This window comes from Mycoplasma bradburyae (assembly GCF_024338845.1).
In the GTDB taxonomy this organism is placed as follows: domain Bacteria; phylum Bacillota_I; class Bacilli_A; order Mycoplasmatales; family Mycoplasmoidaceae; genus Mycoplasmoides; species Mycoplasmoides bradburyae.
On sequence record NZ_CP101414.1, the window covers coordinates 249971 to 263081 of the forward strand.

Below are 13111 nucleotides of genomic sequence, written 5' to 3' on the forward strand. Positions count from 1 at the left end.
TTACAATAAAATGAATCGACCAAATAAAAATAAGAAAAACAAAACCGAATTAATTCCTGTAAAAGGGATAGATTTAGACGACTTATTATCAGAAGAAATATCAGTTTTAGATAGATTTGATAATAAAAATAAAAAACCTCAATTATTGTTGGAAGATTCTAAATCAAAACAAGAAGATAAAAAAAATAAATCGTTATCTTTAGTTAAAAAAACAAAAAAACCTAAAGTTAAATTAGTTACTGATCCAAGAATATTAAAAAAAAGATCAAAGTTTTTAACAATTGGTGTAAGTTTAATTGGTTTTGGGATAGCAGGGCCACTGTTGTCGTTTGCTATCTTAAAACAAGTTGATAAAAAAAATCAAGAATCTAGTAACATTAAAAGAAAAGATAACACAATTGATACACTTAAACCGACTGAACCAAAATTTAAATTTGATGATAGTTTACCTAAATTTTATAATTCATATCTAGTTAATAAACGTTCAGAAGTTAATGGTGTTAGTCTTACTAATAAAACTAACCCAGTTAATTTACCGATTGAATCTTACCAGATTCACGGTAAATTAATTGAATTATTAACCAACCAAGTTAAGTTTAATTACTCTTGATTATATTCAGATATTGCTTATTTCATAAGAAAAACTTATGATAATAATTCTGCGTTCTTTACACCTGTTGGCATTAATAAAGTTAATATCACCAAATCGTCTGATAACAACCCGCTACATGTTAATATTAATGGGCAATTTACTTTTAGAAATCAATCAGATCAAGCAAGAACTTTTGTTTTTTGATACTTTAATAAAAAATATGAACAACTAATTGATGGAAACGCAGAAGTATCATTGAGTTTTCAAACACAAAGCTCATCTAATGATGTTAATCCATTAACTCAACCTAACTATATTGGTACGGTTGATTCAGGTAATTTAGCTCCTGGTTATGGTTATATTAATGCTGTAGTTACTAAAGATTTGTTTTATAACTACTATTTAAATTGAAATGTTTCTAACCTAAAATTAGAAATTAATAATAATAGCTATCAATTTGCTAACTTCATATTTAATAATAATGTTCCGTCAATGAACGTTATATTAACAAGAACAGCTCCTGGTAAGAACCCATACGAGGCTGCTAATGATTTAGTTGGAAAAAATAAATTATTGAATCGCGATCTGACTCCAAGTCAGTTATCTAAAAATCTTAAATCTTATTTTAGAGATAAATACTTTAGTCAGTTAGAAACTTTTAAATTAATCCATGATATTATCCAATGATTAATTGATAATAAAGATAGTAATAAAAAAGCTTATCAATTATTATCAGATAAGGCCGCTTCTTTTGCACGTTTATTTAGTTTCCATTTTTCTGGGCTGAATATTAGTTATGCTGATCAAAGAAATGCAATTGAGAAGTTGATTGTTGATGCATTAACTTCAAACACTACCATCCCGGGATCTAAGAATGTTTATGAAGTTTTATATGACAATATAAATGCTTTTAAATTAATTCTTAATACTTATTTCTTAGATATCTCAGCATATGAAAATATCTTTGATTCTTTAACTAAAGATATTCATTCTGCTTTTGACTTTTATCAAAGATTCTATGAAACTATTCCTATTTTAAGAAAGCTGATTTCGAACTATCCAACTAAAATTAAATATTTCAATATTATTGAAAGAATTTTAGGTTACCGTGATGACGCAGGAAATTTAATTCCTACACCAAAATTTGAGACTTATTTAGTTAATATTGTTTTTGAATCAAAGAATTTATTTAATGATATTTATGATCAATTATTAAATATTGTTAATGGTAAATTTGGTGGTACGAGTGATGAAGCTAGCGCTAATAATTACAATGATCAAAACAATCAGATTGCTAATAGTTTCCCTCCTTTATTCAAATACATATTCATAAAAAAACGAGATACTTTTATCAAATTAATAACTCAATCTACTAACTATTTTGATGAATTAATTACGTTATTTTCAGCGAACAATTTCGATTTTTTATTTGGTATTTTAGATACATTTGGTTTAAATATCAAAAATATTGATACATTCCTAAAAACATCCTTAGATATAATTTTATTTAAAAATCCAGAGTTATTATCTCGCGAAAAACTGAAAGCAAAAATTCTCAACTTATTCACTTGAATTGCTCGTTCTCTAGAACAACAAAACATTAATAAAATTAAGTTTAATTATTACAAACCTGAGAATTTAGAAAACCTAGAATTAATAGAAACAGAAAATAGTCTAAAAGTTAAGAAATTAGACGTTGGATTCAAATTTGAAATTAATGAATTTGATATCCCTTATGGTTTGCTATCAGCGGTATTTGATTTTCTACCTAATATTAAAATTATTGATTTTTTGAAGTTTCTAGTTGATGATAAAAGATATGCTGAATTAAAAGAAAAGGCGTTCCAACAAGCAATTAAAGATGGATATAAAGATCTTTTATCAGCAGCTGGTGTTTTATCGTTTAAATGGGTTGGTGATCCTGCTAAAAATTTCTTTTCAGAAGTTTTTGATAATATTTGAAATAACCAAGTGATCAGCGGGATTAGAGATAATGGAAGAACGATTAGAGATCTAGCTAATGAAATTTTTTCAGGAACTAACAATAATAATCCTAATAGTTCAATTATCACTTTTAAAGGTGTCGGTTATTTAAAATGATATGGTGAAAATGTTGATGTACTACCTTATTTTAAGGTATTACCTTCAAACACTAATGAAACACAGATAGCTTATCAGCTATACAATGTTGATTTTGAAAATGATTTTAGGGATATTTATCAAAAAATAGAACTACATTTCCCTAAATATCAATACAACAGACCGTCAATACCGTTTAGTGATATATCTAAAAAAGTATATGAATCAATTTTTAATACCGTTCAAGACACTTTAAATTTATCAATTAACCGTAAGTATAAAGCTAAAACAAGAATTGTTTTACCAGGTGATACTGGTATTAAAGCTAATCTAATTCTTGATGAAACCAATCCTTATGAGCATGTAGCTTTATTTACTTATAATGCTAATTTGTCGATTGTTAATAATTTTGATAGATCGAGCGAACAAATTAAACGTAGAATTCGTGAACAAGTATTAAGAATCACTAATCGTCGATCACACAAAAAAGGCCTTTTACGCGATCCTGATACTCTTGAAACAAGAATCGATGATGAATCTTTAAAATTATTAGATTCATTAATTGAAGTAAAAGGTGTCGATAAAAAATGAATTGTTCGAGCTAGTCGTTCGTTAAGTACGATATCAAAACCTAACGAATTAAATTTATCAACTAATTTTACTTATGGTGCAATTACTAAAAAAGTTCCCATTGATGTTGCTTATGAAGCATTCTTGACCTCATTTTCTTACCGAGTGATGGTGCCATATCCGATTCTTGATATGACCAATCCAAATGCTCCTACATTTAAATTAAAAGCTGAAATTAGTCACTTAATTTTTAGTATTGAATTATTCGGTGTAGGTGAATAAAATTTTAATAAGTTATAATACAAAAGATAAACTATAATAATAGTCAATTGATTACAAATTAATAAGATAAATGGCACCGTATCAAACAGATTTATTTGATTTCGATGATCAAGATCCTTCTGATATATTCTTTCAAACAGATGAACAAAGTTTTTTTGATGAAGATGAGGAATTTGGCTTCGATAATGTCAATAAAAATCATAAATTCAAAAAGAATATTAACTACGATAAACAAGATTTAAGAACATTAGATATTAATCGTACTAAGAATCGTTATTTTGATAAATTAGTTCAATCAACCAAGTCATATAATTTCATTGGTATCTGAGTGAATGTAGTTTATCTTATTACGTTCGTTTTATTTATGGTCTTTTTTGGGCTGAATAATTTTAGCTTCAAACACTCTGAATCTAACTATATTGCAATTAGCTTATTCTTATCATTAGCTTTCGGAATTATCAGTTATCTTACTGGGTTGTTTATGTATGGCTTTATTAAGATGCATAATAAACGTATTAAGTTATCACTAACTGAACGAGCTTTGGATTATTTCATCTTATTTAAAAAAGCCTATGTTTCTTATTTCTTAATTGGATGAATTCCTTTAGTAGGTATTATTATTGGGGTATCAACGCATATTGTGTTGCAAAACTCTGATGACTCTGACATTAAAGATCTTAATTTGTGATACCAAGAATCAATTAGTGATTTATTAATTGATGTTAATGGTTACGAAGATACGGTAAGACAATTAGAAACTCAAAAAGAATACTTAGATCAAGAAATTCAAAAAATTAACCAAGAAAAACAAATTCTTGATCGCAAGAAAAATGAATTGGCGTTGATTCCGATGCAGTCAGCTCCGAATTTCAAAAATTCTCGTCAATTAGTTAATTATGTTGAAAATTCAGGAATGCTTTCAGCTTCTTTAATAAATGAAGTTAAAACAGCCATTACTAAATTACGCGAAGAGAGAAGAAAACTGCGCAAAGAAAACAGAAGACTTCGTGAGTTATTACAAAGAGTTAATGTAACTAATGATCAACCATTATTATTAACTTCATCAATCAACTATTCAACAAGAGAGTTTGAAGACGAACGAGAAATGTCAAATAGACAACCTCAGTCAAGACAATTAGTGACATTCCAACAAACCGATGATAATCAACAGAATCGAAGAAGAGATAACCGCCGACCTGTCGAAATCGGACAAACTAAAAAAGAAAATAGTAACAAAAATAAATCTAAAGCTCCTGTAATCGTTAAAAAGAATAAACAAATTACATATAAAATTAAATTGACTAAAAAAGATCAAGAAATCAAGAAAGACAAGGATGATATTGATATGTCTAAACAAAATGATTTACTTGATTTAGTAAGTTCAATGGATTACAGTTCTGATCAACCAACTCTAAGTTTTGATAATTTGTTTAATATCGAAGCAGATGATGTCGTAGAAAGTCGCTCTTCAAAAACTAACAATAAAGCTAAGAAAAAAAACACGGGATCTAACCAAACAATTAACAAGAACCAAAATTCTGTTAAAAGAGCAACTGTTAATTAATTAAAATATCAACTAATTTAAAAATAAATGAAATGGCTAGGGGTGTAGTTCAATGGTAGAACTAGGGTCTCCAAAACCTTCGATGCGGGTTCGATTCCTGTCACCCCTGCCATTAATCGAAAATTAAAATATCTTTTATGCTTTCTTTAAAGCAATAAGAGATATTTTTTTATATAATCTTAATGCTGCAGTTGGTTGCTGTTTAATAAACAGAGGAAAGTCCATGCTCGCACAAGCTGTGATGCTTGTAGTGTTTGTGTAAATAGATAAAAAATAAAATTTAGCACATTAGAATTAGTGTGACGGCGAAACTTTTGCTAAGTTGTTTATCAATATGTAACAAGTTTTATAACGTGCCACAGAGACGAGTTGATTTCGAAAGAATCAATATGAAACGCGGTAAACCCCTCAAGCGAGAAACCTAAATTTGGTAAGGGAACTAATAAGTAAGAAACAGAATTACTTAGAAGAATAAAATACATTATTTTATTAGATAAATAACCAACCTCGACAGAACATGGCTTATCGCAGCAAAATAATCAATCCGACCAAGTATTTGGTGGGATTTTTTATTTAATAGATGCTATAATAATTAAGAATAACAGAGGTACCTCTTTTATCTTTGATAAAAGAAGTTGAGAAATACTCTTAATAGCTGATCTGGTTAATACCAGCGTAGCGAGTTATATAATCTCAAGTGCCTCCTTATTTAAATTTGATTTAAAAAGGAGATTTTTTTATGTTCAAAACAACCACAAAGTTGTTTTTGGCAATAAGTTCATTTTTATTCTGTTCTAGTTTTGTTGCTTCTTGTTATGATTCTAAAAAAGATGAAGCATTAACATTAAGACTAGATTTAAAAATTGATCATGATTCTAATTCGGTTTTACCGAATTATTTAAAGAAATTAGCTGACAAAGTTACAGAAAAAACTAATAAAAAAGTTAATGTTGTATCAAGTCTTACATCAGACGGTAATACAAGTGTTGATCGCGTTAAATCTAATTTAACTGATTTAGCATTTGTTTCGTCTTCATCTATTAAAAAAAGTGATGTGCAAACAGTCCCTAAATTGCAAACATTAACAAGAGCATTTAAATACGATAACAGCCCAGATTTCTATGAAGCTAACACTTTAGGTGATAAAGCTAAGAAAACAAGTGATTTATTCAATGAAATAGCTTATAAAGATTGAACTGATCAAAACAGGATGTGGGATGGAAATAAATATGAATATTTCTACGGACCTGCTAATGATTTAATTAGTTTTTATCGCGGAATGATTTTAATTGGTGGTGATGAAACTACCTTAATGGGAATTAAAAAAGCTTGAACTGAAAAAAACTGAGATGCGTTCTCTGCGTTCGGAATAGGCGGCGGTAAAATGTCTTCTAATGGTAAGTATATCTACCCAATGAATTTATTAAAGAAACACTTTAATAATAAGAGTCTAACTATTCCAAATTATCAATCTGTTAAAGGTAGAGAAATTGGGAATAACAAAGAAGTTCATATAGTATTTGATGATATGAACTCATTTGCTTGAACACAAAACAAAAACAAAACAACGCCTTATTATACTTTTGATGTATCTAAGCCTGAAGAAAAAGTAGAGATTTTATATTTCACTGACCCTGCATTGTATGATATCGGAATTTTTAACAACAGATTGCCATCTGATATTATTAATGCTTTAAGTGAAAGTATTGTTGAACTTGCTAAGAATAACGAAGATCCATACGGACCTACTGTTGGTTACAATGGTTATAGAGTTATTAATGACGCAAATACTGAAGTATATCAATTCCAAGACAAAGCTAAGGTTAATTAATGGATAAAACTAATTACATAAAATTTTCGGGCGTTTCTATTAAACATAAAAAATATAAAGATTTTAGCGTTGATAATATCAATTTTGAATTATATGGTTCGGAAGTTTTGATGTTAATTGGTAAATCGGGTGCTGGTAAAACAACTCTATTAAACTCCATTACTAATAATAAACTTGTTTCTAATGGTCAGATTATTTTTAACGATCAGAATTTATTGTCCTTAAACAAAAACAAAATCAGAAAAATATCAAGATCATTCGGTTTCCTTGATCAAGTCCCTAATTTGATATTAGAAGATTATGTTTATGAAAATATTACAAGAAACATCAAAAAGAAATGATGATGCCAAATATTCAATTTTACACCATTATCTGTACTAAATAAAGTAGAACAAGTTTTAGCGAAATTAGGTCTATCAGACCATATTAATAAATTAGTTAAAGACCTGTCAGGAGGACAGAAACAAAGAGTCGAGATTGCTAAGATATTTTTTCAAAAACCAAAGTTATTGATTATCGATGAGCCAACCACGGGATTAGATTATTTAAATTCTGAAATTGTTATCAAAGAAATTATTGCCTTATCTAAAGAATTTAATGCTCCTGTAATTATATCCATTCACGATCTTGAGATAGTAAAAAAATTCGCTCATAAGATATTAATTATTCAAAATAAAACAGCCAATTTGATTAGCAATTCTGACGACTTAAATATCGAAGAAATAAAAAGAAAATATGACACAGAATAATTTTTTAAGATTATTAAAAATTAACAAATTTACCGTACTTTTTGCACTTTTTTTAATTTTATGCATAATTTCTGTTGTCATTATAAACGTTAATATTAATGTTAATGGATGAGAAGTTTTTAAAACGAATTTTGCAAGTCTATTTAACCAATCTGAAATCAACAAATCTGCGTTATTAAAAAAATCCTTTGAATATTTATGAACTACAATAAAATACACAACAGCAGGAACGTTGATTGGTTTTAGTTTAGGTTGCTTTGTTGGATATTTATCCGCACTCAAAATAACAAACAATATAACAGCATGGGTAATTAAATTAGTGATCATCTTTTTTAGATCATTCCCTGTTGTTATTTTTATTAATCTATTTAACACCTCATTTAATTCGAATTTATCAGCAATAATTATTATTGCTTGATTTTCTATGTTGTGAGGTGCTAAATATATTGCTGATTACATTGAAAATAGTAATATTGCACAATTCCAAAAATTTGTAGATCGTTCACAAAACAAAATCAGTTCATTTTTTAATAATATCTACATTGATATCAAATCAAAGATTCTAGTTTTATTTGCATATTCATTAGAATCTAATTTTCGATGAACAACAATTTTATCAGCAGTAGGTTTAATTGGTTTTGGACAGTTAATTAATGATCCGATATCAATCGATAATAACTTTTCATCTACATTAATTCCATTAATTGTTTTAATGACTTTTTTATTGATGAATGAAGTAATTTTATATTTATTTGAAAACTACTTTATAGCTAGAAAATCTTATTCAAAAGAAAAGAATTTAAATAAGCTATTAATGATTAAAAAAATCATTATTTATTTATTCTTTTTAATCATCATTGGATTCAGTTTATATTCGTTGTTTTCAATAAGACTAAAAGTTAATAATTTATCAATTTTTACCGACTTTTTTGAACGTTTATTTAATTTTAATACAAGTTTTTTTGCAACAAAAACTTTTAGTGAAAATCCGTTTTTAATCATAATAGAATTAACACTTCAATCAATCCTAATTTTATGTATAGTTTTTGTATTTAGTTTATTATTCGCAACACTATGTTCTAATCTTGTAAATAAATATGTATCAATATTTTTCAAGGGATTCTTTTTAGTTATCAGAACAATCCCTATTATCATTATTTTTAGATTATTCAATCCGTTGTTCAACTCAGGAGTTTCAACAATAGTTGTGGTCGGATCGCTTTATATTTCAACATCAATAACTAAGAAAGTATATGTATTAATAAACTCATTAAACTGATCATTAGTAACAAGCATGAAAACTAAGTTATATACAAATTATGAAATCATAAGATTGTATATTCTACCGTCTATTAGAAAAGATCTAGTTACAGTATATTTACTTGAATTTGAATCAATCCTAAGGTTATTAATCACTCTAGGAGCTTATGGTACTTCAGTAATAGGTCAATTGATAGATATCTACATTTATCGAAGTAATATTGAGAATTTAGGTACCTATGTATTGAGTATAATGTTCTATTTCCAGATAATTGATCTATTATCGATTGCTATTAGGTATAAAAAAAATATATTTTTTTATACTAAGTAGGTAATAAAAATGAACGACAAAGAAAATAAAGAACTATCGAAGTTCAGAAGGAATAGAATGATATTATCAATCACAATTATTTTGGTTATTGTGGTGATAATTATTTTAAGCATTCTTTCAGTTACCGTTTTTAAAAAAAATTAATTTATGAGTTTCAAAAAAAATTTAACTTCTTCTAAAGAAGCTAATATTTCTGACTGATATACTGAAGTAATTAGTAAGGGTAATCTAATCCATTATTCAAATATTAAAGGGTTTATGTCATTTCTTCCTAATGGTTGAAAGATCTGACAACAAATAAGACAAGAATTAACTAGAGAATTTGAAAAAAGAGGAATTCTAGAACTTTGCTTACCATCATTAATAAGCCATAACGATTTTTTATTAGAAAAAAAACATCTAGAAGGTTTTGCTCCAGAACTATTTTTAGTTACTAAAACAAGCAATGAAAATGAGAAGTATGTTTTAAAACCAACTTCTGAAATTTCATTTTGTAATTTATGACGTGAAACATTGCGAAATTACCGTCAATTACCTATAAAACACAATCAATGAACTAGCGTTTTTAGAGTTGAAAAAAACACTCGTCCATTCCTTAGAAATAGTGAATTTTTCTGACACGAAATTCACAGTTGTTTTGAAACTGAAGAACAATCAAACGACTTCGCATTAAACATTTGAAATCTTTACCAAGATTTTATTAAAAATGTTTTATGCATTCCATTAGTGGCTGGAGAAAAAACTGAAGTAGAAAAATTTGCCGGCGCTAAAACTACTTACACAGTTGAAACAATTATGCCTGATGGTCAAGCATTACAAAGCGCAACATCACATAACTTATCGCAAAACTTCTCTAAAGCGTTTGATATCAAATACCAAACTAAAAACAATGATTACCAACATGTTTATACGATGTCAGCTGGTATATCAACAAGAATTATCGGTGCTATCATAATGACTCACGGGGATGATGATGGTTTAGTCTTCCCAACTACTGTAGCGCCTTATCACATTTCTCTAAATTGTATTTTTGATAATACAAACGAAGAATTATTATCTAAATTAAACGAATTAAACGAAAAATTATCGAAAAAATACCGTGTTCATTTAGATTTATCAAAAGATTCTACTGGTGAAAAAATTAAGAACTCGCAACAACGTGGAGATTGTTGTATCTTAATGATGGGTCCAAACGATTTAAAGAAAAATGAAATTGTTTTTATGGATCGCATTAGCAAACAAAAACAATTTATCAGTCTTGACAATTTAGACAAAATAATAGAAGATTTATTCGGTTCGTTTGATAAAAAACTTTACGAAAAAGCTCAAGCAGTTTTTGAAACGAAAGTTGATACCGCTAAAACATTTGATGAATTCAAAGAAAAAATCGAATCCGGTAAATTCGTAAAAGTTTATTATTGTGATGAAGAACAATACGAAAAAGAAATTAAAGAAAAGACTAAAGCTTCGTCAAGATGTATTATCAAACGTTTAGATGATAAAACTAATGAAAAATGTTTTATCTCCAATAAACAAGCAAAAGTTGAAATATATTTTGCTCGTTCTTATTAAGAAATATTCTTACTTATATAAAGTATAAATATCAAACGAATTTATTTAAGATTAAATAAAAACTATTGATATATAAAATAACATATAATAAGCAAAAATATGGGTTATATTTAAGTTAGGTCGTTATTATAAGATCTAACCTATTCAAAATCCATATTTTTGCTTTTTTAAAATTCAACAACAATAATTATAAACAATTTTTCTTCCTTTTAGCAAAGTAAAGACATATCTTGAATAGAAAACTTAAAAATATCTGGAGATCATTCTATGAATAAACAAATGATAAATGATGCTAAGAAATATTTAAAAAGATATGAATTTTTTAGAAAACGAATCGATAATAGTGAAATTATAAAAAGTGTATTTAACCAAGATTTTAGTGAAGATAATTCATCAGATATGTTATCTTATATTCAATTAGTTGAAACATCTTTAAAACAACTTAAAAAAGAAGAAAAAAATATACTAATTGATGTTTTCTTAAAAAGAAAACATAGAACTGAGTTTAATTATAGTTGTGCGAGTTTTTATAGATTATTAAATAGAGCTTGCTCAAATTTCTTTTATTCGATGGGAATTATGTATCAAACTAACCCATGTTAATTACTAATCATATTATCTTTGATAGTAATAATAAACCAATTATCATCAATAAAGAAGATACGTGATGAAAACTAATACCTTTAAAAGATAAAAATTCAAAGATCCTTTTTGATGATAACGGAAATCCGATCTATTTCAGAGCATCATTAAATTTTCAAAACACATGATCGGATAAAAATAACATCCATTTAAATTTTGAGGTAATAATTGAAAATGATTCAATTCTGCCTCCCAACTTTGTTCAGAGTAATGTTTCAATTGCTGGAACAATATATCCAACATTAATTGATTTAGTTAATGAAGAGGATAATTTCAAAACTAAAAAAGCGATAATAAAAGTTGTTGTTCCTATTGAAAAAATTACTACCGAAAAATTTGAAGAAGGTATAGAATTACCGGTCGTAATTGATTTTTACCTGCAAAAAGATATCCTAGATGGAATTAAAGATTCATTAGAATCTAATGCTCTTAGGTTATTAATCGAAAATTTAAAAAATTCTAGAATTACAACTAAAATTAAGTTCAATAATTACCTATTTTTTAAGAAAAGAAGAGGTGAAAAAGAGGTTGATTCTTCATACGAAAATTCTGAAAAAAGAAAATTAAGTTGATACCAACCTAACTATACGCATCTGAGTGATTTAGATCAGATTAAGGAATTAATTACTTTAAATATAAATTCAGTTGTAACTGTATTTAATTACAAAATCTCTTTCCGATATTCTTCTTCTGTTAACGGATCGCCAAAAAGCTTTAATATTTCAGAGAGAAGTCAAATAACATATCCTCCCAATACAGATATTAAATTTGGTTTAGAGAGTAATTACATATACGACACAAATACTAATGAAATTTTAGATAGAGGAATAAACAATCATTATTTCTTTTTACCGAATGGTGGTGAAGGTTTGTATTCTGTACAAATAAGTTTATTAATTAATAAAGTCAAGTACGATCTTGAAGCTGCTAATACATTTAGTTATTTCTCTTGGTTAGATAACCAAAGTAAACTTGATTTTATTGATATTTTTCCGAAGGTTATTAAATCTATAGGTTCATACGCAATAGTTGAATAATGAATAAAATTTATAAAAAAATAGTGATTGGTTTATTTTCATCTTTTCTGTTTTTTGGTACTGTTGGGTTGGCGGTAGCTACTTATTTTTCGAGCACAAAAACTATTAAAAAAGATGAAGGGAAAATTGAAGGTAAGAATAAAATAGAAAATAATGAAGATAATAAAAATCAAATTCTTCCAAGTCTTAAAAAATATCCTTTAGAAAATTCGATAGATTCAAATAAATATTATTACTATTATGTTGAAATTTACAAATATCTTTATAAGATAAGTGATTTAGATTCTTTAATTAACTATCGTGATTATTTAAATCAAAATAACAATGATCGACCTTTTAGTGGATTTGATGTTAATCTATTCAAAAGAAATATTAAGAAATGAGTTTATCAAGCTATAAGGTCATCGCCAAAATTTCGCAATAACAATGATGATATTTTTATAAATATTGATTATTATATTGAGAACCCTAGCAGATCAATAAGTATCAATGCTGTTTGATCATTTAAAAAAGCTTTAACGTACAAAAATAAAACTGTTAAATTTTGAGATCAGTTTGTTTTAAGAGTAAAAGATAAATTGACTATCGATAATGAATAATTG

The 13111-nt window shown here is 27.0% G+C and carries 9 protein-coding genes, 1 tRNA gene, 1 other RNA gene and 1 riboswitch; all 11 genes read left to right on the forward strand.

The features are described from left to right. The first annotated feature begins 10 nt into the window (after window positions 1-10). Entirely contained in the window at window positions 11-3523 is a 3513-nt protein-coding gene (locus NMG68_RS01040; protein ID WP_255034850.1) for a P116 family lipid acquisition surface protein, read from the forward strand. Between the two features lie 70 nt (window positions 3524-3593). After that, window positions 3594-5087, forward strand: a complete 1494-nt coding sequence (locus NMG68_RS01045; protein WP_255034851.1) for a hypothetical protein — start codon at window positions 3594-3596, stop codon at window positions 5085-5087. A 38-nt stretch (window positions 5088-5125) separates the two neighbouring features. After that, window positions 5126-5199: transfer RNA gene (locus NMG68_RS01050), tRNA-Trp, on the forward strand. A gap of 71 nt (window positions 5200-5270) precedes the next feature. Next, an RNA gene (gene rnpB / locus NMG68_RS01055) (RNase P RNA component class B) lies at window positions 5271-5617 on the forward strand. Window positions 5618-5680: 63 nt separating this feature from the next. Then, a riboswitch (TPP riboswitch) is annotated at window positions 5681-5786 on the forward strand. A 40-nt stretch (window positions 5787-5826) separates the two neighbouring features. Further along, window positions 5827-6918: an ABC transporter thiamine pyrophosphate-binding lipoprotein p37/Cypl gene (gene cypl / locus NMG68_RS01060; RefSeq protein ID WP_255034852.1), complete on the forward strand. Its 1092-nt coding sequence runs from the start codon at window positions 5827-5829 to the stop codon at window positions 6916-6918. Continuing rightward, the gene (locus NMG68_RS01065; RefSeq protein ID WP_255034853.1) at window positions 6918-7667 is read left to right on the forward strand and encodes an ATP-binding cassette domain-containing protein; all 750 of its coding nucleotides are present in this window, start codon (window positions 6918-6920) and stop codon (window positions 7665-7667) included. The genes cypl and NMG68_RS01065 overlap by 1 nt, the downstream gene beginning before the upstream one ends. After that, window positions 7654-9258 carry an ABC transporter permease gene (locus tag NMG68_RS01070; protein WP_255034854.1) on the forward strand — a complete coding sequence of 535 codons (1605 nt, stop codon included), beginning with the start codon at window positions 7654-7656 and terminating at the stop codon, window positions 9256-9258. The genes NMG68_RS01065 and NMG68_RS01070 overlap by 14 nt, the downstream gene beginning before the upstream one ends. A 147-nt stretch (window positions 9259-9405) precedes the next feature. Continuing rightward, complete coding sequence (gene proS, locus NMG68_RS01075; protein WP_255034855.1) at window positions 9406-10830, forward strand: proline--tRNA ligase; 1425 nt, start codon at window positions 9406-9408, stop codon at window positions 10828-10830. Window positions 10831-11097: 267 nt separating this feature from the next. Continuing rightward, window positions 11098-11433, forward strand: a complete 336-nt coding sequence (locus tag NMG68_RS01080; protein ID WP_255034856.1) for an MG284/MPN403 family protein — start codon at window positions 11098-11100, stop codon at window positions 11431-11433. Continuing rightward, the gene (locus NMG68_RS01085; protein ID WP_255034857.1) at window positions 11427-12509 is read left to right on the forward strand and encodes a DUF5443 family protein; all 1083 of its coding nucleotides are present in this window, start codon (window positions 11427-11429) and stop codon (window positions 12507-12509) included. Before NMG68_RS01080 ends, NMG68_RS01085 begins: the two co-directional genes overlap by 7 nt. Next, a complete protein-coding gene (locus NMG68_RS01090; RefSeq protein WP_255034858.1) occupies window positions 12509-13108 on the forward strand; it encodes a DUF5452 domain-containing protein in 600 nt (199 codons plus the stop codon). The genes NMG68_RS01085 and NMG68_RS01090 overlap by 1 nt, the downstream gene beginning before the upstream one ends. Window positions 13109-13111 lie beyond the last annotated feature (3 nt).